The sequence below is a fragment of the Sphingomonas sp. Leaf32 genome (genome assembly GCF_001421765.1).
Taxonomy (GTDB): domain Bacteria; phylum Pseudomonadota; class Alphaproteobacteria; order Sphingomonadales; family Sphingomonadaceae; genus Sphingomonas.
Genome location: NZ_LMLA01000007.1, coordinates 414,796 through 435,329, shown reverse-complemented (window position 1 = coordinate 435,329; position 20,534 = coordinate 414,796). Strand labels below are relative to the sequence as shown.

General features: G+C 67.4%; 17 protein-coding genes. 13 read left to right on the top strand and 4 right to left on the bottom strand.

Annotated features, from left to right (window positions below; all coding sequences use genetic code 11):
* Positions 1-148 precede the first annotated feature (148 nt).
* A complete protein-coding gene (locus ASE83_RS09775; protein WP_055788829.1) occupies positions 149-1,429 on the bottom strand; it encodes an L-fuconate dehydratase in 1,281 nt (426 codons plus the stop codon).
* A gap of 134 nt (positions 1,430-1,563) precedes the next feature.
* A complete protein-coding gene (locus tag ASE83_RS09770; protein ID WP_082443280.1) occupies positions 1,564-2,388 on the bottom strand; it encodes an IclR family transcriptional regulator in 825 nt (274 codons plus the stop codon).
* Positions 2,389-2,537: 149 nt separating this feature from the next.
* On the opposite strand from ASE83_RS09770, the gene ASE83_RS09765 reads away from it, so the two are divergent.
* From ASE83_RS09765 to ASE83_RS09720, 10 genes are all read left to right on the top strand, one after another.
* Positions 2,538-4,625, top strand: a complete 2,088-nt coding sequence (locus ASE83_RS09765) for a TonB-dependent receptor (RefSeq protein WP_055788826.1) — start codon at positions 2,538-2,540, stop codon at positions 4,623-4,625.
* A 309-nt stretch (positions 4,626-4,934) separates the two neighbouring features.
* Complete coding sequence (locus ASE83_RS09760; RefSeq protein WP_055788824.1) at positions 4,935-7,100, top strand: primosomal protein N'; 2,166 nt, start codon at positions 4,935-4,937, stop codon at positions 7,098-7,100.
* A gap of 60 nt (positions 7,101-7,160) precedes the next feature.
* Complete coding sequence (locus ASE83_RS09755) at positions 7,161-8,702, top strand: hypothetical protein (RefSeq protein WP_156352983.1); 1,542 nt, start codon at positions 7,161-7,163, stop codon at positions 8,700-8,702.
* A 56-nt stretch (positions 8,703-8,758) separates the two neighbouring features.
* Positions 8,759-10,309: a S1C family serine protease gene (locus ASE83_RS09750; protein ID WP_235513198.1), complete on the top strand. Its 1,551-nt coding sequence runs from the start codon at positions 8,759-8,761 to the stop codon at positions 10,307-10,309.
* A 406-nt stretch (positions 10,310-10,715) separates the two neighbouring features.
* Entirely contained in the window at positions 10,716-11,291 is a 576-nt protein-coding gene (locus ASE83_RS09745) for a F0F1 ATP synthase subunit delta (protein WP_055788812.1), read from the top strand.
* Positions 11,292-11,293: 2 nt separating this feature from the next.
* Positions 11,294-12,823 carry a F0F1 ATP synthase subunit alpha gene (atpA, locus tag ASE83_RS09740; RefSeq protein WP_055788809.1) on the top strand — a complete coding sequence of 510 codons (1,530 nt, stop codon included), beginning with the start codon at positions 11,294-11,296 and terminating at the stop codon, positions 12,821-12,823.
* A 130-nt stretch (positions 12,824-12,953) separates the two neighbouring features.
* Positions 12,954-13,832 (top strand): F0F1 ATP synthase subunit gamma, encoded by an 879-nt coding sequence (locus ASE83_RS09735; RefSeq protein WP_055788807.1) that lies wholly within the window; start codon positions 12,954-12,956, stop codon positions 13,830-13,832.
* Complete coding sequence (locus ASE83_RS09730) at positions 13,829-14,416, top strand: hypothetical protein (protein WP_055788804.1); 588 nt, start codon at positions 13,829-13,831, stop codon at positions 14,414-14,416. The genes ASE83_RS09735 and ASE83_RS09730 overlap by 4 nt, the downstream gene beginning before the upstream one ends.
* The gene (atpD, locus tag ASE83_RS09725; RefSeq protein WP_055788801.1) at positions 14,416-15,888 is read left to right on the top strand and encodes a F0F1 ATP synthase subunit beta; all 1,473 of its coding nucleotides are present in this window, start codon (positions 14,416-14,418) and stop codon (positions 15,886-15,888) included. The genes ASE83_RS09730 and atpD overlap by 1 nt, the downstream gene beginning before the upstream one ends.
* A gap of 122 nt (positions 15,889-16,010) precedes the next feature.
* The gene (locus tag ASE83_RS09720; protein WP_055788798.1) at positions 16,011-16,262 is read left to right on the top strand and encodes an ATP synthase F1 subunit epsilon; all 252 of its coding nucleotides are present in this window, start codon (positions 16,011-16,013) and stop codon (positions 16,260-16,262) included.
* Positions 16,263-16,525: 263 nt separating this feature from the next.
* Here the strand turns inward: ASE83_RS09720 and ASE83_RS09715 are convergent, their stop codons facing one another.
* Complete coding sequence (locus ASE83_RS09715) at positions 16,526-17,407, bottom strand: tyrosine recombinase XerC (protein ID WP_055788795.1); 882 nt, start codon at positions 17,405-17,407, stop codon at positions 16,526-16,528.
* Between the two features lie 43 nt (positions 17,408-17,450).
* On the bottom strand, positions 17,451-18,104 hold the full coding sequence (fsa, locus tag ASE83_RS09710; protein WP_055788792.1) for a fructose-6-phosphate aldolase: 654 nt from the start codon (positions 18,102-18,104) through the stop codon (positions 17,451-17,453).
* A gap of 289 nt (positions 18,105-18,393) precedes the next feature.
* On the opposite strand from fsa, the gene ASE83_RS09705 reads away from it, so the two are divergent.
* From ASE83_RS09705 to aguB, 3 genes are read left to right on the top strand one after another with little or no spacing between them, the layout of a single operon-like run.
* On the top strand, positions 18,394-19,362 hold the full coding sequence (locus ASE83_RS09705) for an agmatine deiminase family protein (protein WP_055788790.1): 969 nt from the start codon (positions 18,394-18,396) through the stop codon (positions 19,360-19,362).
* Entirely contained in the window at positions 19,359-19,553 is a 195-nt protein-coding gene (locus tag ASE83_RS09700) for a hypothetical protein (protein ID WP_055788786.1), read from the top strand. The genes ASE83_RS09705 and ASE83_RS09700 overlap by 4 nt, the downstream gene beginning before the upstream one ends.
* Before the next feature lie 8 nt (positions 19,554-19,561).
* Complete coding sequence (aguB, locus tag ASE83_RS09695; protein WP_055788782.1) at positions 19,562-20,407, top strand: N-carbamoylputrescine amidase; 846 nt, start codon at positions 19,562-19,564, stop codon at positions 20,405-20,407.
* Positions 20,408-20,534 lie beyond the last annotated feature (127 nt).

Genomic DNA, 20,534 nt, shown 5'->3' with positions numbered 1-20,534 from the left:
AGTTGTCGCAATTTGTCGCGGGGGTCCGGCAACGCCGCTCCCCTCCCTGACAAGGGAGGGGCTGGGGGTGGGTAGGCCGGTTGTGGAGCGCTTACCGTCCCTCGCGGACCAACCCACCCCCGCCCCCTCCCTTGTCAGGGAGGGGAGTTTACCTGGGATTCCACCGATGCGCCTCGCGCGACTCCGGCTTCATCTCGATCGAGTAACCGGGCCGCGAGGGCGCGCGATAGGCGCCGTTTTCGACCACGCACGGATCGATGAAATGTTCGTGCAGGTGATCGACGAACTCGGCCGCGCGTTCGTGCTTCACGCCCGAAAAGCACAGATAGTCGATCATCGAGAGGTGCTGGACATATTCGCACAGCCCCACGCCGCCGGCGTGCGGCCAGACGGCGAGATTGTATTTCGCCGCCATCAGCAGCACCGCCAGCACCTCGTTCACCCCGCCCAGGCGGCAGGCGTCGATCTGCACGACGTCCAGCGCGTGACGCATGATGAACTGTTTGAAGACGATGCGGTTCTGGCACATCTCGCCGGTCGCGACCTGTACCGGCTTCACCCCGTCGCGGATCGCGCGATGCCCCTCGACATCGTCGGGCGAGGTCGGTTCCTCGATGAAGCGCGGTTTGGCGAAGGCGAGGTCGTTCACCCGCGCGATCGCCTGATCCACCTCCCACACCTGGTTCGCGTCGATCATCAGGTCGATGTCCGGCCCGACCGTCTCGCGCGCCAGCGCGACGCGGCGGCGGTCGTTTTCGGGATCGCCGCCGACCTTCAGCTTGATATGGGTAAAGCCGTCGGCCACCGCCTCGCGGCACAGGCGGACCAGCTTCTCATCCGAATAGCCGAGCCAGCCGGGCGAGGTGGTATAGGCCGGATAGCCCTCCGCCAGCAGCGTCGCCCGCCGCTCCGCCTTGCCGATCGCCCGCTCTTCCAGCAGCGCCACCGCCGCTTCGGGGGTGATGCAATCGGTCATGTAGCGGAAATCGATCAGGCCGACGATCTCCTGCGCGGACATCGACCCGATATAATCCCATAGCGGCAGGCCCGCCGCCTTGGCCAGCAGGTCCCACACCGCGTTGACGACCGCGCCGGTGGCGAGGTGGATGATCCCCTTTTCCGGGCCGACCCAGCGCAACTGGCTGTCGCCGGTGATCCGCCGCCAGAACCCGGCACCGTCGCGGCGGATGTCGTCGAGCGCCAGCCCCTCGACCAGCGGCGCCAGCGTCGCGATCGCCGCGCAGCACAGGTCGTTGCCGCGCCCGATGGTGAAGGTCAGGCCATGCCCCTCCAGCCCCGGCGTATCGGTTTCGAGAATGCAATAGGCCGCCGAATAATCCGGTTCCGGATTCATGGCGTCCGACCCGTCGAGAAAGGCCGAGGTCGGAAACCGGATGTCGTGTACCGATAGCCGGGTGATGATAGTCATGCGCAGCCCCCATGGGGCGCCGCCCGTGAATGATCGATCCGCCCCGGTCCGGTCGTCATCCCCGACGCCGAAGCGTTTTCATATGTGAACAGATTTTTCCTTGCAACCGGAAAGCGCAGTACGGTGCGTATACTTCACGGATGATGGTCGTCATCGACCAGTTGGTCCGAGATTCGCCGCGCCGCCGCCCGTACCGCCGCCGCCGCCGCGTCGATGCTGTCGGCCTCGCCCAGTTTCGACAGATAGGGCATGGTCAGTGCCGCCGCGGCGCCACGCCCGCGCAGGATCGGCGCCGACAGGTCGGTGACGCCGCTGACGAAGCGGCTGGGCGTGCGTTCGATCCCCGCCGCGCGCACTTCCTCGGCATGGGCGCGGAACGTCGCCAGCGCCTCGGCCGTCGGCACGGGATCGAGCAAGGCTTCCCAGCGCGCACGGACGTCATCGGGCTGAAAGGCGTAGAGGACCACGCCAGATGCCGCCTGCAGAAGCGGCCGACGATAGCCGACCCGGACCGAGAAGCCGAGCTGATCGGCCGATTCCATCCGCGCGATGACCGCCATGTCGCCCATCGTGTGCACGGCGACGTGACAGGACTGGCCGGTTTCCAGCGCGAGCTGCCGCATTTCGGGAAGTGCGACCTCGATCAGATAGCGGGTGCGCGGCTGGTTCATGCCGAGCGAGAACAGCCGGTCGCTGAGCGTATAGCCGTCCCCGCCCGCCTCGGTCGACAGATAGCCGCGATATTCGAGTACCTGCACCATGCGGAACAGCTCGCCATGCGACCGGCCCAGCCGCTGCACGATCTGCGTCAGCGTCAGCGGCGCCGTGACCCCGGCCAGCAGTTCGAGGATGTCGAGACCCTTTTCCAGCGCCGGGGCGCGGTAGCGACGGTCGTCGGCGGCATCGGCGGTTTCAGCGATTTCGGTTTCGGCGGGCGGCACGGGGGTTTTGCGCGTCATGCCGGCAACCTTTGCCGGAAAAACATGGTCGCGCAACCCGATGGCCGGCGCGGGCAAATCGGACAGGCGCTGCGCCGCACAAAGATAGTGGTATGTTGTATCATATTACGCTACCGGATCGAGTCGTCGTAATCTGGAGTACACGCCCAATGTTCCGTCCCGCCCTGTGGCTGTCGACCACCGCCTTGGTCCTGCCCGCCGCTGCCTTTGCCCAAAGCACGAACGTTCAGGGCGCGGCGACGACGACCGACAGCTATCACAGCGAGGCCCCGCCCGAGATCATCATCACCGCGCCGTACCAGCGCAATCAGGCCGATATCCTGTCGGGCACCAGCGTGCTGAGCGGCGAGGAACTGACCCGCGAACTGCGCCCGACCATCGGCGAGACGCTGGCCCGCCAGCCGGGCGTGTCGGCGACCAGCTTCGGTCCCAACGCCTCGCGCCCGGTGCTGCGCGGCCTTCAGGGGGAGCGCGTCCGCGTGCTGACCGACGGCATCGGCAGCTTCGACGTATCCAACACCTCGGTCGACCATGCCGTCGCGATCAACCCGCTGACCGCCGACCGGATCGAGGTGCTGCGCGGTCCGTCGGCGCTCCTGTTCGGGTCGTCGGCGATCGGCGGCGTGGTGAACGTCATCGACAGCCGCATCCCGCGCCGCGTGCCCGACGAACCGATCCATGCCGACGCGATCGCGACCTATGGCTCGGCGGCGAACGAGCGCAGCGGGTCGGCGTCGGTCGACGTGCCGGTGACCGACAAGGTCGTGTTCCACCTCGACGGCACCTATGGCAAGACCGACGACCTCGATACCGGCGGCTATATCCTGTCGCGGCCGCTGCGCCGCCAAGCGGCGGCCAGCACCGACGCGGACATTCGCGAGCTGGCCGACCTCAAGGGCAAACTACCCAATTCGCAGTCGAAGATGTGGGAAGTCGCCGGCGGTGCGGCGATCGTCACCGATACCGGCAATCTGGGCTTCTCGGTCAGCCATCTCGACAATCGCTACGGCGTGCCGATCCGCTATTCGCTGGACGGCGGCGAGGCGGAGGAAGTGACGCTCCACGTCCAGCAGACCCGGGCCGACATGCGCGGCGAGGTCGATACCGGCGGCGGCCTGCTCGAAAAGATCCGCCTGCGCGCCGGCTTCGCCGATTATCGCCATGACGAGATCGAGGATACGGGCGAGATCGGCACCAGCTTCTTCAACCAGAGCGTCGAGGCGCGGCTGGAACTGGTACAGGCGGCGCGCGGCGGCTGGCGCGGTGCGGTGGGCGGACAGATGTTCATCCGCGACTTCAACGTGCAGGGCGACGAAAAATTCGTGCCGCGCAACGAAACGCAGCAATTCGGCCTGTTCACGCTCCAGTCGTTCGACATGGGCGCGTTCCGGGCGGAAGCCGGCGGGCGGTACGAATATACCGTCGCCCGCGCATCGGCCGACGCCCTGCTGGGCAACGGCAATATCCGCCGCGGCTTCGACAGCTTCTCCGGCTCGCTCGGCGGCAGTGTCGGCCTGGCCGAGAATATCCGCTTCGGCGTCAACGCCAGCCACACCGAGCGTGCGCCGTCGGCCGAGGAACTGTTCGCCAACGGCCCGCACGCCGGGACCCAGGCGTTCGAGGTCGGCAACCCCGCGTTCGCCAAGGAAATCAGCGACGGCCTCGAAGCGACGCTGAAGGGGTCGGGCGACGGCTACAGCTTCGGCCTGTCGGCCTATCACAACTGGTTCCGCAACTTCATCTACGAGAACCCGACCGGTGCCGTCGAGGACGACCTGCCGGTGTTCCAGTATGCCCAAGCCGATGCCCGGCTGTGGGGCTTCGAAGCGGAAGCGTCGGCGCGCCTGGCGAAGTTCGGCGAGACGGCGATCAACCTTGACGGCCTGGCCGACTATACCCGCGCCACGATCGTCGATCGCGGCCCCGCCCCGCGCATCCCGCCGCTGCGCGTGCTGGGCGGGATCGAGGCACAGGGCCGGATGGTGCAGGTGCGCGGCGAGGTCGAGCATGTGACGCGGCAGGACCGGGTCTCCAACCTCGAAACCACGACGCCGGCCTATACGATGGTCAACGCGTCGGTATCGCTGAGGCCGTTCGGGCGGGACAGCAACACCACCCTGATGCTGTCGGCGAACAACATCTTCGACGTCGAGGCACGCCGTCATGCCAGCTTCCTGAAGGATTACGCCCCGCTCGCCGGACGCGACATCCGCGTGACCGCGCGGCTGGCGCTGTAATCCCGACCATCGTGGTCCCCGCGCAGGCGGGGACCCATACACGCTGACGCCTGCGATAGAGGCACGACCGTCAGCGTGTATGGATTCCCGCCTGCGCGGGAATGACGATGGGAGTTGAAGTCTGCCTCTCCCGTCATCCCGGCGCAGGCCGGGATCCACCGCGCCGCAGGAACCGAAGCCATCGGCGCTTGCGGAGCCATGGATCCCGGCCTTCGCCGGGATGACGGGGAGCTTTGGGATCGCTCTTGGCATAGCGGCCAAGTCTGCGCCGGGATGACGGAAGCGACAGTCTTCCCTATCTACCCACCCATGTCCCGCGCCCGCGTCCTCCTGCTCAACGCCGCACTCGGGCCGCTCGATTACCGCGTGCCGCATGGCATGACTGTCGAGGCCGGCTCGATCGTCACCGCCCCGCTCGGTCCCCGGCAACTGGTCGGCGTGGTGTGGGATGCGGAACGGCTGGCGGCGGAGGAGGTCGGCGACAACCGCCTGCGCCCGCTGCTGGCCGTCGCCGACGTGCCGCCGATCGCGGCTCCCTTGCGCCGGTTGGTGGAGTGGACGGCGGGCTATTATCTCGCCGCCCCTGCCTCCGTCCTGCGCATGTGCCTCGCCTCCAACTCGGCGCTGGAGGGAGCGAAGCTCGCCATCGAATATCGCGCGACCGGCGTGGTGCCCGATCGGATGACGGCGCAGCGGGAACAGGCGCTGGAGCGGATCGGTGAGCGGCGCGGGCTGGTGCGCGAACTTGCCAGCATCGCCGACGTGTCCGACGCGGTGATCCGCGGGCTGGTGAAGCTCGGCGCGATCGAGGCGGTGTCGGTCGACATCGACCAGCCCTATCCGACGCCCGACCCCGATCATCACCAACCGGCGCTGTCCGACGATCAGCAGGCGGCGGCGGATAGGCTGACCGGGGCGGTGGATGCCAACGCCTTCCACCCCTTCCTGCTCGACGGCGTTACCGGATCGGGCAAGACCGAGGTGTATTTCGAGGCGGTGGCCGCCGCGATCCGGCAGGATCGGCAAGTGCTGGTGCTCCTCCCGGAGATCGCGCTGACCGAACCGTTCCTCAAGCGCTTCACCGCGCGCTTCGGCTGCGAGCCGGTGCCGTGGCACAGCGACCTGCGCTCGACGCAACGCCGCCGCGCATGGCGCGCGATCGCCAGCGGACAGGCGAAGGTGGTGGTCGGCGCGCGCTCCGCGCTGTTCCTGCCCTATGCCGATCTGGGACTGATCGTCGTCGACGAGGCGCACGAGACCAGCTTCAAGCAGGAAGAGGGCGTCCATTACCACGCCCGCGACGTGGCGGTGATGCGCGGGCTGTTCGAGAAATGCCCGGTGATCCTCGCCAGCGCGACGCCCGCGATCGAGACGCGGCAACAGGTCGCGCAGGGCCGCTATACCGAGGTGAAGCTGCCCGGCCGCTACGGCAAGGCGCAGTTGCCGACGATCCAGGCAATCGACCTGATCGAACAGCCGCCCGAACGCGGCCGCTGGATCGCCGCGCCGTTGGTCAAGGCGATCGACGAGACGCTCGGCCGCAAGGAACAGGCGCTGCTGTTCCTCAACCGGCGCGGCTATGCCCCGCTGACGCTGTGCCGGTCGTGCGGGCATCGCTTCCAATGCCCCAATTGCACCGCATGGATGGTCGAGCATCGGCTGATCCACCGGCTGTCCTGCCATCATTGCGGCCATGTCCTGCCCACGCCGCGCGCCTGCCCCGAATGCCATGCCGAGGACGCACTGGTCGCCTGCGGCCCCGGCGTCGAGCGCATCGCCGACGAGGCGGCGGCGCTGTGGCCGACCGCGAAGATCGCGATCGTCACCTCCGACACCATCTGGTCCCCGGCCAAGGCGGCGGAGTTCGTCGGGCGGATGGAGGCGGGCGACATCGACATCGTCGTCGGCACGCAGCTGGTGACCAAGGGCTATCATTTCCCCAACCTCACCTGTGTCGGGGTGATCGACGCCGACCTGGGGTTGCAGGGCGGCGACCTGCGCGCGTCGGAGCGGACCTTCCAGCAGATCGCGCAGGTCGCGGGCCGCGCCGGACGCGGAACCAAGCCCGGCCATGTCTATATCCAGACGACCCAGCCCAATGCGCCGGTGATGCAGGCGCTGATCTCGGGCGATGCCGACAGCTTCTATGCGGCGGAGACCGAGGCGCGGGCCGATGCCGGGGTGCCGCCGTTCGGCCGCTATGCCGCGATCATCGTGTCGTCGGAGGACAAGGGCGCGGCCGAAGCCACCGCCCGCGCCATCGGCCGCGCGGCACCGCAGGTGGAGGGCTGCCACGTCTACGGCCCCGCCCCCGCCCCGCTGGCGATGCTGCGCGGGCGGCACCGCTTCCGCCTGCTGGTCCATGCGACCCGCAGCCTCGACGTGCAGGACGTGATCCGCGACTGGCTGGACGGGGTGGAATGGGGGACGAAGGTGCGGGTGGCGGTCGACGTCGATCCGTACAGCTTCGTGTGAGCTTGGCGACGGCGTTTCAGGCAGTTAGCATCGACGTGCGAGTATTGGGGGAGCGTGAAGATGCGGCGTCTGGTTCGGTGGTTGGCGTGCGGGGCGATGGCGTGCTGGCCGGTTGCGGCCCATGCGGAATGGCAGGAGGCGCGGACCGCGCATTTCGTCGTCTATTCCGACGACAAGCCGGCGGCGGTATCGCATTTCGCCGAACGGCTCGAACGGTTCGACCGGCTGCTGCGCCATCTGACCAACATGCCGACATCCCCGACCGGGCCGGCCAATCCGGTCACCGTCTATGTCGTCGACGACCAGTCGGCGGTGGCGAGCCTGGCCGGCAGGGCCAACGTCGCCGGCTTCTACATCCCGCGCGCGGGCGGATCGGTGGCGTTCGTGCCACGCCAGATGGTGCAGGAAACGGCCAACGCGATCGGCGCGGAAGCGATCCTGTTCCATGAATATACCCATCATTTCATGCTGTCGAACTGGGCCGATGCCGCCTTTCCGGCATGGTTCGTCGAGGGGTTCGCCGAATTTTTCGGACCGACCCGGATGAAGCCCGACGGCAGTATCGAGATCGGCCGGCCGGCCATGTACCGCGCCGACGCCTTTGCCGATGGCCTGCCGGTATCGTCCGCGACACTGCTGGGCGGCAATGCGAACAAGAGCGGGGTCGACGGCATCTATGCCCAGGGCTGGCTGCTGACCCACATGCTGGTGTTCGATGCGAGCCGCAAGGGACAGCTCGGCAGCTATATGGACGCGATCAACGCGGGCAAGCCGATGCTGGAGGCGGCCAAGGCGCTGGGCGAACCCCGCCAGCTCGACCGCGACCTGTCCGCCTATATGCGGCGCGGAATGCGCTATTCGACGCTGCCGACGGGCATGATCCCCGACCTGCCGGTCACGGTCCGCGCGCTGCGGCCGGGGGAAGTCGCGATGATGCGCACCCAGCAACGTTCGAAAAAGGGGGTGACCCCCGAACAGGCCCGGCAAATGGTGTCCGCCGCGCGGCGCGCCGCCGCCCCCTATCCCAACGATCCGGCGGTACAGGTCGCGCTGGCCGAGGCCGAATATGACGCGGGCAATTATGCCGAAGCGGAGGCCGCCGCCCGTCGTGCGATCGCCGCCGATGCGCGGTCTGTGGACGGTTACCTCTATCTCGGCATGGCGCGCGTCGGTGCGGCGCAGGCGGGCAAGGTCACCGACCCCGCGCAGTGGCGCGACATCCGCAAGTCGTTCCTGGCGGCCAACGGCATCGACAACGACGCGGCCGAGCCGCTGGTCGAGTTCTACAAATCCTATCGGGCGGCAGGCACGCCGCTCACCGCCAATACCCGCGCCGCGCTGATGCGCGCGCACCTGCTGGGACCGCAGGACCCCGACGTCCGGATGCTGGTCGCCGCCGATCTGCTCGACCAGGGAAAGGCGGCCGATGCGCGCAAGATGCTGGGGCCGATCGCCTATGCCCCGCATCGCGACGACAATGCGGCGCTGGCCGCGACGTTGATCGCGACGATCGACAAGGATGGCGGCCCGGCGGCGCTGGCCAAGTGGCGTGAGGCGACCGATCAGGGCAGGAAAGCGGCAAAGGGCGCCGGGGCCGGCTGAACGGGCGCCGCACGCCCCCTTGCCCCGCGCGCTGCTTTGTCGGAAACGGCGGCGTCATGACCAAAGCTCCGATGCCGCTCGTCCGCCTGCTCGCCCGCTGGATCACCGCGCTGGCGGCGATGCTGGTACTGGCAGCCCCTGCCCGTGCCGACGACGTGTCGGCGGCGGCGCGCGGGGTGGTGCGGGTCGTGGTCATCGCCACGGTCGATGGCGAGATGGTCGATGTCGAACACGGCACCGGCTTCGCCATCGCGCCGGGCCGGATCGTCACCAACGCGCATGTCGTCGAACTGTTGGAGCGCTATCCGGGCGAGGCGGTGGTCGGCGTCGTCCCGTCGGAAGGCGACAAGTCGTTCGAGGGACGCGTGCTGCGCATCGACAAGTCGCGCGACCTGGCGCTGATCGAGGTCAGCGGCGTGCGCCTGCCGCCGCTGACGCTCTACACCGGGCCGTTGGGTGAGAGCGATCCGCTGATCTCGCTCGGCTATCCGGGCAATGTCGACCTGGCCACCGCGCGGTCGGCCGATGATTTCGTGACGCCGACCGCGCCGGTGCGGTCGCAGGGGGTTATGTCGGGCAACCGCACGCTGGAGGGGACCGCCGTGCTGGTCCACACCGCCAGCATCGCGCGCGGCAATTCTGGCGGGCCGCTGCTCGACCGTTGCGGCCGGGTGCTGGGGGTAAATTCTGCACTGACCCGTGGTGAAGAAGGCGACGCCAGCTTCGCCTTCGCCATCGCCGATGGCGAACTGATCGCGTTCCTGCGGGAAGCGAGCCAGTCCGTGTCGACCATCGCCACCCCGTGCCTGACGCTGGCCGATGCCGATGCGCGCGACCGGGCGGAGGCCGAACGGCAGGGCGTCGAGGAACGCGAGCGCGCCCGTGCCGCCGCCGAACGCGCCCGCGACGACCGCGAGGTCGCGCTGGAAAAAGCACGGGCCGACAATGCCGAGACCCGCGAGAACATGATCGCCGGCGCGGCGCTGTTGCTGGCGCTATCGGTGCTGGCGATCGGCGGCGCCGGGCTGCTGGGGACCCGGCGGCAGACGAAGAAGCAGGCGCGGCTTGCCGCGATCGGCGGCGGCGTGCTGTTCGTCGCGGCCATCGCGACCTTCCTGCTCCGGCCCGACTTCGACCCCGAATCGATTGCCGCCGCAGACGAATCGGGCGTCACCGCCGCAACCCGCGCGACGCCGCTGTCAGGCGCGCTGCAATGCACGCTGGTCCCCGAACGCAGCCGCATCATCCTGTCGCCGGTCGAAACCGTCCGCTTCGACTGGCGTGCCGATGGCTGCATGAACGGCCGCACCCAATATGCCGAGGCGCCGGGCGGCGGCTGGGAACGCATCCTGGTCCCGAGTGAGGATGCGACTGTGTCCGTCCTGCGCTTCGATCCCGTCAGCGGCAGCTACACGAACAGCCGCTATTTGCTGTCAGCCGAGGCGATGAACCGTGCCCGGTCGCTCAGGGGCCAGGTCCAGCAAAAGGCCTGCGCCGCCGACACCGGCGGGCGCGCCGCGCTGGCGACCCAGCAATCGGCGATTCGCACCGCTTTGCCGAGCCAAGTCAACGAACGGCTGGTCTATCGCTGCACGGCGGCGAAGTAGAAGGGGTTTTCACGCGAAGGCGCGGAGACGCGAAGGGGTCGTATTCGGGGCCACGGCCCTTGCGCTCGGCAGACATGTCGTTTCGTTGCAGCGAAGCGATCAGGTCGCTTACGCGGACCTCCTCACACCGAGCACAACTCCTCCGCGTCTCCGCGCCTTCGCGTGAACCAAACTTCCTTCTTCTAACTATCCCGATAATCCCCCGTTCAGCTTGCATCCGAATCACATCGCGCCACACGGCGTCCCACAAAGCTTGCGAAATCGTGACACCGATGCTAGCGGCCCCACGACCCATCGGGGGCGCATGGGCCGGTCAGCGGCGCGACATTGTTCGCGACGGCGGTTGGAATGGCGGCCCCCTTACCTGCATGGGATTTTGAAGTTGACCCCTGACAAGGACGCGCGCGTGGAGACATCCAGCGGAACTACTGGTGGCGGCGGTACGATCCAGGCGAGCCTGGGCGGCCGCTATGCGACCGCGCTGTTCGGCCTCGCCCAGCAGCAGGGCCAGCTGACGGCGGTCGAATCGAGCCTGAAGACGGTGACGGCGGCGATGTCCGAATCGGACGATCTGGCCGCGCTGGTGAAGAGCCCGCTGGTGGCACGCGACGATGCCGCCCGCGCCATCGCCGCGCTGGTCCCGGTGCTGGGGCTCGACCCGCTCACCGCCAATTTCCTCGGCGTGCTGGCGCAGAATCGTCGCCTGGGCGACCTGCCCGCGATCATCCGCGCCTTTCGCGACCTGGCCGCCCGTTCGCGTGGCGAGACCAATGCGGAAGTCGTCTCGGCGCATCCGCTGGACGATGCCCAGGTCGACGCGCTCAAGCAGCAGCTGCGTCACCGTGTCGGCCGCGAGGTCGCCATCGACCTGAAGGTCGACCCCACGCTTCTTGGCGGACTGGTCGTGAAGATCGGCAGCCAGATGATCGATAGCTCGATCAAGACCCGACTGAACACGCTCGCGCACGCGATGAAAGGCTGAACATGGATATCCGCGCCGCAGAAATCTCGAAGGTCATCCGCGACCAGATCGCCAATTTCGGCACCGAAGCGCAGGTTTCGGAAGTCGGCCAGGTGCTGTCGGTCGGTGACGGCATCGCCCGCATCCACGGGCTCGACAACGTCCAGGCGGGCGAAATGGTCGAGTTCGGCGGCGGCATCCAGGGCATGGCGCTGAACCTCGAAGCCGACAATGTCGGCGTCGTGATCTTCGGGTCGGACTCGTCGATCAAGGAAGGCGACACCGTCAAGCGCACCGGCACCATCGTCGACGTTCCCGTCGGCAAGGGGCTGCTGGGTCGCGTCGTCGACGGTCTGGGCAACCCGATCGACGGCAAGGGTCCGATCGTGTCGGAAAAGCGCGCCCGCGTCGACGTGAAGGCACCGGGCATCATCCCGCGCCAGTCGGTTTCGGAGCCGATGCAGTCGGGCCTGAAGGCGATCGACGCCCTCGTGCCGGTCGGCCGTGGCCAGCGCGAACTCATCATCGGCGATCGCCAGACCGGCAAGTCGGCGGTCGCGATCGACACCTTCATCAACCAGAAGACCGCGAATGCGGGCGATGACGAGAGCAAGAAGCTCTACTGCGTCTATGTCGCCGTCGGCCAGAAGCGCTCGACCGTCGCCCAGCTGGTGCGCACGCTCGAAGAGAACGGCGCGATGGAATATTCGATCGTGGTCGCCGCGACCGCGTCGGACCCCGCTCCGCTCCAGTATCTGGCGCCGTACACCGGCACCGCGATGGGCGAGTATTTCCGCGACAATGCGATGCACGCGCTGATCGTGTTCGACGATCTGTCGAAGCAGGCGGTGGCCTATCGCCAGATGTCGCTGCTGCTGCGCCGTCCGCCGGGCCGCGAAGCCTATCCGGGTGACGTGTTCTATCTGCACAGCCGCCTGCTGGAGCGCGCCGCCAAGATGTCGGACGCCAATGGCGGCGGCTCGCTGACCGCGCTGCCGATCATCGAGACGCAGGCGGGCGACGTGTCGGCCTACATCCCGACTAACGTGATCTCGATCACCGACGGCCAGATCTTCCTCGAAACCGACCTGTTCTTCGCCGGCATCCGCCCCGCGATCAACGTCGGCCTCTCGGTCAGCCGCGTCGGTTCCGCCGCGCAAACCAAGGCGATGAAGAAGGTCGCGGGCAGCATCAAGCTGGAGCTGGCGCAGTATCGCGAAATGGCGGCGTTCGCGCAGTTCGGGTCGGACCTCGACGCGTCGACGCAGAAGCTGCTGAACCGCGGCGCGCGCCTGACCGAGTTGCTCAAGCAGGCCCAGTTCTCGCCGATGCCGTTCGAGGAACAGGTCGCGTCGATCTTCGCGGGTACGCAGGGTTATCTCGACACCGTGCCGGTGAACGACGTGACCCGCTACGAACAGGCGATGCTGTCGGACCTGCGCGCCAACCACCCGCAGGTGCTGGCCAAGATCCGCGACACCAAGGACCTGGGCGACGAGGCGAAGTCGGGGCTGAAGGCCGCGCTCGACCACTTCGCGAAGACCTTCGCGTAACATCCACTAGCCCTCTCTCCGCTTGGCGGGGAGAGGGTTGGGAGAGGGGAAATGCGGGCCGCTCGGTAACGAAGCCCCCTCTCCCCGACCCTCTCCCCGCAAAGCGGAGAGAGGGAGCAGGAAGAAGAATATGGCGTCACTCAAGGCCCTGAAACTGCGCATCGGCTCGGTGAAGTCGACGCAGAAGATCACCAAGGCGATGAAGATGGTCGCCGCCGCGAAGCTGCGCCGTGCGCAGGAAGCGGCAGAGGCCGGTCGCCCCTATGCGCAGCGGGTCGAGCAGGTCGTCGCCAGCCTCGCCAGCACCGCGCAGATCACTGAGGGCAGCTCGCCGCTGCTCGCCGGCACCGGCCGCGACCAGGTCCACCTGTTCGTCGTCGCGACGTCGGACAAGGGGCTGGCCGGCGCGTTCAATTCGAACATCGCCCGCCTCGCCCGACGCCGCGCGCTCGAACTTCAGGAGCAGGGCAAGACCGTCAAGTTCCTGACGATCGGCCGCAAGGGTCGCGCGGTACTAGCGCGCCAGTTCCGCGAAGGCTTCGTCCACGCGGTCGAACCCGGCGATCTGGGCAAGCTGACCTTCGCCGATGCGAAGGGCTATGCCGACGACCTGATCCGCCGCTACGAAGCGGGTGAGTTCGACGTCGCGCACCTGTTCTACGCCACGTTCAAGACGGTGTTGACGCAGGAGCCGACCGAGCAGCAGCTGATCCCGGTCAAGATTCCGGTGCAGTCGGCCCAGCCCGCCGCCGATGCGGTGGTCGAGTACGAGCCGAGCGAGGAAGCGATCCTCGACAGCCTGTTGCCGACCAACATCGCCGTGCAGATCTATCGCGCGATGAAAGAAAATGCGGCGTCGGAGCAGGGGTCGAAGATGACCGCGATGGACAATGCCACGCGCAATGCGGGCGACCTCATCAACCGCCTGACCATCGAATATAACCGCACCCGCCAGGCCGCGATCACGACCGAACTGGTCGAGATCATTTCGGGCGCCGAAGCGCTGTGATCCGCATTGCCGTCCCGCTGGCGCTCGTCGCCATGCTGGCCGGCTGCGGTCAGCCTGCCGCCGACAAGGCGGCGGAGCAGCCGCGCGCGACGCCGACGCCGTTCGTCGATGGCGGCTGGCCCACCGTGCTGGGCGATGCGCCGCGCACGATCGAGCTGCTGAACGGCATGGGCTTTCGCCTGTCGGCCTATACGCCGAAGGGCGGCGCCTTCGTCGCGACGGCACAGCCGACGCCGATGGGCGATCCGTCGGTCAAGCCGGTCAACACCGCCAACCTGACGGCGACCGGCGATGCCCAGCGGATCGGCGAGCTGCGCTTCACGCTCGACATCGTGAACCTCGATTCCAGCCCGTTCGCGAAGGATCAGTTCATCCGCTGGGTGAACCGGCCGCTGGCATCGATGGCGCTGCAGGGGCAGGACGTCGTCGAAAAGGCGATCCGCACCGAAAGTCCCGCATCGGGCAATCTGCCCGGCGCGGATTACAAGATTACCCGTGAACCGATCGACGGCGGTCGCCGCCTGATCGTGACCTTTACCCGTCCCGCGCCACAGGCCGGGGACAGCCACCCGAGGAACCCGTAATGGCAACCGCCGCAGACACCTACGCCCCGCAGGGCAGCACCAACAATACCGGCCGCATCAGCCAGGTGATCGGCGCGGTCGTCGACGTGACGTTCGACGGCGAACTGCCCGCCATCCTGTCGGCGCTCGAAACCGACAATAACGGCAACCGGCTGGTCCTCGAAGTCGCGCAGCATCTGGGCGAGAGCACCGTGCGCACGATCGCGATGGACGCGACCGAGGGCCTGACCCGTGGCCAAGCGGTGCGCGACACCGGATCGCAGATCCGCGTGCCGGTCGGCCCGAAGACCCTCGGCCGCATCCTGAACGTCGTTGGCGAGCCGATCGACGAGCGCGGCCCGGTCGGTGCCGAAACCACCGCCCCGATCCACGCATCGGCCCCGCTGTTCGTCGACCAGTCGACCGAAAGCGCGATCCTGGTCACCGGCATCAAGGTCATCGACCTGCTCGCCCCGTACGCGAAGGGCGGCAAGATCGGCCTGTTCGGCGGCGCGGGCGTCGGCAAGACGGTGCTCATCCAGGAACTCATCAACAACATCGCCAAGGGCCATGGCGGCACGTCGGTGTTCGCCGGCGTGGGTGAGCGGACCCGCGAGGGTAACGACCTGTACCATGAGTTCCTCGACGCGGGCGTCATCGCCAAGGATGCCGAGGGCAATCCGACCAGCGAGGGATCGAAGGTCGCGCTGGTCTATGGCCAGATGAACGAGCCGCCGGGCGCGCGCGCGCGCGTCGCGCTGTCGGGCCTGACGATCGCCGAATATTTCCGCGACGTCGAAGGGCAGGACGTGCTGTTCTTCGTCGACAACATCTTCCGCTTCACCCAGGCGGGTTCGGAAGTGTCGGCGCTGCTCGGCCGCATTCCGTCGGCCGTGGGCTACCAGCCGACGCTGTCGACCGACATGGGCGCGCTGCAGGAACGCATCACCTCGACCAACAAGGGGTCGATCACCTCGGTGCAGGCGATCTACGTCCCCGCCGACGATTTGACCGATCCGGCGCCGGCGACCTCGTTCGCCCACCTCGACGCCACGACCGTGCTCAACCGCGCGATCTCCGAACTCGGCATCTATCCGGCGGTCGATCCGCTCGATTCGACCAGCCGCGTTCTGGAACCGCGCACCGTCGGCCAAGAGCATTACGACACGGCGCGTGCCGTGCAGTCGCTGCTCCAGCGCTACAAGTCGCTGCAGGACATCATCGCCATCCTCGGCATGGACGAGCTGAGCGAAGAGGATAAGGTCACGGTCGCCCGCGCCCGCAAGATCCAGAAGTTCCTCAGCCAGCCGTTCCACGTCGCCGAAGTCTTCACCGGCATCAGCGGCAAGTTCGTCGCGCTGGAAGACACGGTGAAGTCGTTCAAGGCGGTCGTCGAGGGCGAATACGACCACCTGCCGGAAAGCGCGTTCTACATGGTTGGCGGCATCGACGAGGTCGTCGCCAAGGCGCAGAAGATGGCGCAGGACGCGTAAAGCGCTGTTCCCTCTCCCCTTCAGGGGGAGAGGGTTAGGGAGAGGGGCAGCGCGACGCCTCTCCCGACAGCCCCTCTCCCCGGCCCTCTCCCCTGAAGGGGAGAGGGGGTAAGGTATTAGATATGCTCCACTTCGAACTCGTGACCCCCGAAAAGCTGGTGCGATCGGAATCGGTCTACATGGTCACCGTGCCGGGCACCGAAGGCGACTTCGGCGTGCTGGAAGGCCATGCCCCGTTCATGTCTACGATCCGCGACGGCGACGTCCTGATCCAGCGCGCCGAAAAAGGTGAGGCGGAACGCATCGCGATCCGCGGCGGCTTTGCCGAGGTGACGGCCAAGGGGCTGACGATCCTCGCCGAGCAGGCCGGGTAAGGCTTCGGACAGCGTTACGCGCCAGCGCCGCGTCGGACGATGGTTCGGCGCGGCGTTCGTGCGTCTGGGGAAAAACTGCGGGCCAGATCCGAACGCAGCAGCGTGAGCGCTGATTGATTTTCATCGCTTGCTCCCCCTCACCGTCACCCCGGACTTGATCCTAGGTCCCGCTTTTCACTGCGGATAGAGAAAGAAGCGGGACCCCGGATCAAGTCCGGGGTGACGAGAATGCCCGTACCGGCCTGACATCCGGCCAACGCACCTCACCCGTGCGGATGCGCATTCCGGTACACGTCCAGCAGATGCGCGGCATCGACCGCCGTGTAGATCTGGGTCGACGACAGGCTGGCATGGCCGAGCAGCGCCTGGAGCGAGCGCAAATCCGCCCCCCGCCCCAGCAGATGCGTCGCGAAACTGTGGCGCAGCGCATGGGGTGTCGTACGGTCGCCCAGCCCCAGCGCGACCCGCGCCGTGCGCACCGCCTTGCGCACCACCCCGGCATCGAGCGGCCCGCCCTTCGCCCCGCGGAACAACGGCGCATCGCGCGCGGTGCCCCAGGGTTGCTGCGCGACATATGCGTCCACCGCCGCGCGGACGGGTGGAAGCAGCGGCACCATCCGCGTCTTGTCGCGCTTGCCGGTCACGACAAGCGTTTCCCCCAGCGGCAGCGCACGGCCGGTCAGGGACAAGGCCTCACCTATGCGCAGGCCCGCGCCGTAAAGCAGCAGCAGGATCGCCCAGTCCCTTGCGCCGATCCATGGCTCGGCGGCGGCATCGGCGACCTCTTCGGCCAGCGCGACGGCTTCGTCCGGGGAAATCGGGCGGGGCACGTTCTTCGCGACGCGGGGCCCGCGCAACGGCGGCGCTTCGCCCCCGGCAAAGGTGAGGAACGCGCGCACCGCCGATAATTCGCGCGCGGCGGCGGCATTGCCCAGCCCCTGTTCGCGGCGATGCGCAAGGAACGCGCGCAGGTCGGCGGCGGTGATGCGGTGGAGCGCGGCGGCATCGACCGCTCCGCCCCAATGGCCCTGCAAAAAGGCGATCAGCCGTTCGGAGGTCGCGGCATAGGCCCGGACGGTATGCGCCGACCGGCGGCGGTCGCGGGCGAGATGGGTGGCGAAAGCCAGCGGCAGCGGCTGCGTCATGGTCGCTCAATAGCGCCATGCTGCAGCCGCTGTCGAACCCGGATCAGCCGATCTGCTGGCCCGACTTGGCCCAATCGGCCATGAAGCCTTCGATGCCCTTGTCGGTGAGCGGATGCTTGACCAGCGCGCGGATGACCGATGGCGGTGCGGTCATGACGTCGGCGCCAAGCTTGGCCGATTCGAGGACGTGGATCGGATGCCGGACGCTGGCGACCAGGATTTCGGTGCCGAAATCGTAATTGTCATAGATCAGGCGGATGTCGCTGATGAGGCCCATGCCATCGAAGCCGATATCGTCATGCCGCCCGACGAAGGGCGAGACGAACGATGCGCCGGCTTTTGCCGCCAGCAGCGCCTGGTTGGCGGAGAAGCACAGCGTGACGTTGACCATCGTACCATCATCGGTCAGCGCCTTGCAGGTCTTGAGGCCGTCGATGGTCAGCGGCACCTTCACCGCGACATTGTCGGCGATCTTGCGCAGGATTTCGGCCTCGCGCATCATGCCTTCATGGTCGAGCGCGACCACTTCGGCCGATACCGGGCCATCGGTGATCGAACAGATTTCGGCGACCACTTCGAGGAAGTCGCGGCCCGACTTGTGGATCAGCGAGGGGTTGGTGGTGACGCCATCGAGCAGGCCGGTATCGGCCAGTTCGCGGATGTCGTTGGTATCGGCGGTGTCGACGAAGAATTTCATGGGACTCGGGTTCCTGGCGGATGGAGGCACTGGCCGCCCCATCGCGCATCGCCGCCGTCGGGGCAAGGTTTGCGGGGGATGGCGATGGGCATCGGCCGATAGCGAGCGCCTCGCCCCCCTCACTTCGTAACCCCGGGCTTGACCCGGGGTCCCGCTTCTTCTTCGGACGTCAGTAAAAAGCGGGACCCCGGATCAAGTCCGGGGTGACGGAACGCCACTTGTGCCCGTTCTCCTCCGATCGTCTACCCGCCCCTTTTCCTTGGCGCCGCGATCGATTATTTCCGCGCGCATGATCGCGCCGAAACCCGAATGGGCCACCCACGCCGCCGTATGGATCGGCTATCCCAGCCACGCCGAACTGTGGCAGGACGACATCGACCCCGCCCGTGACGAAGTCGTCGCCTTCGCCCGCGCCGTCCATGCCGATGGCCGGGGGGAGAAGGTGCTGCTGGTCGCCGCCGATATCGAGGCCGCCGACGATGCACGGCAGCGCGCGCCGTTCGCCGAGGTCGTGATCCAGCCGTTCGGCGACATCTGGCTGCGCGATACCGGCCCGATCATCGGCGGCGACGGCACCGCCCATCGCTTTCGCTTCAATGGCTGGGGTGGCAAATACGACCTGCCCGGCGACGACGATGTCGGCCTGCGACTGGCCAACGAACGCGGCATGACCGTGGCGGATCACGACTGGGTGGTCGAAGGCGGCGCGCTGGACGGCGACGGCACCGGGCTGGTCGTGACCACCGAGCAATGCCTGCTGAACCCCAATCGAAACATCGGCTTCTACAAGGGCGCGGCGGAAACCCGATTGTATGAAGATCTGGGCTATGACCGGGTGCTGTGGCTGGGCGACGGCCTCATCAACGACCATACCGATGGTCATGTCGACAATCTGGCGCGCTTCGTCGGCCCGAACCGGCTGGCGATCCCGGAAGCGGCGGAGAACGATCCGAACTGGCGCATCTATCAGGATGCCGCCGCCCGCGCGAAGGCGTTCGGCGTGGAGGTCGTGCTGGTCCCCTCCCCCGGCCGCGTGCTGTCGCCCGAGGAAGAGATCATTCCGGGCAGCCACATGAACTTCTATATCGGCAATGCCGCGGTGGTCGTGCCGTTGTACGGGACCGGCACCGACGATGCGGCCGTCGCGGCGTTCGCCGACATCTTCCCGGATCATGAGGTCGTCGGCTTGCGCGCCGATCATATCCTGACCGGCGGCGGCAGCTTCCACTGCATCAGCCAGCAGATTCCGGCGGCTTGATCGCCCGGCACAGCGTGGCGGCGGGGGCGACCTTCTGTTATGTGCCGCGCTCGCTTCCCATGTTCCTGATCGTGCCCGCCGTGCTTCGACGCAGCACCCGTACCCGGGCAATCGTCGCCGGTTGCGGTGTCACGATCCTGCTGTATCTCGCCCTTATTCCCGTCGCCGCCCGTTTCTGCGTCACGCTTTAGGACCGTCCATGACCGACATCACCGTTGCCGCGCTCCAGCTCGGCTTCACTGCCGATATCGACCGCAACATCGCCAATGTCTCGCGCCTCGTCCGCGAAGCCGCCGCTCGGGGGGCGCAGGTCGTGCTGCCGCCCGAATTGTTCGAGGGCGAATATTTCTGCCGCGTCGAGGACGAAGGGCTGTTCGCCAACGCCAAACCGGTGGCGGAGCACAAGGCGGTGCGGGCGATGCAGGAACTCGCACGCGAGCTGAAGATCGCGATCCCGACCAGCTTCTTCGAACTGGACGGCCAGCATCATTACAACAGCCTGGCGATGATCGACCCCGATGGCCGCATCCAGGGCGTGTATCGCAAGAGCCATATCCCAGACGGTCCGGGATATGAGGAGAAATTCTATTTCCGCCCCGGCAATACCGGGTTCAAGGTGTGGGACGGCCCGGCGAAGCTGGGCGTCGGCATCTGCTGGGACCAATGGTATCCCGAAACCGCCCGTGCGCTGATGCTGATGGGGGCGCAGGTCCTGTTCTTTCCGACCGCGATCGGCAGCGAACCGCATGACACCAGCCTCGACACCGCGCGGCTGTGGCGGCGGGCGATGGTCGGCCATGCCGTGTCGAACGTCGCGCCGGTCGTCGCCGCCAACCGGGTCGGCGTGGAGCATGGCCAGACCTTCTATGGCACCTCGTTCATCACGGATGAGCGCGGCGACATCGTGGCGGAACTGGACCGCGAGGAAGAGGGCGTCATCACCGCGACCTTCGACCTGGACCGGGTGAAGCGCCACCGCGCGGCGTTCGGATTTTTCCGCGACCGCCGGCCGGACCTGTACGGGCGGCTGGTGCAGGATATTTGAGGCCAGTCAGCGAGGGAGCGTCGCAGCAGGACCGACCATAGGCCCCGTCACTCCCGCGAAGGCGGGAGTCCATACACGCCGACGCCACCCGCCTGCACCAGACCTCAGCGTCTATGGATTCCCGCTT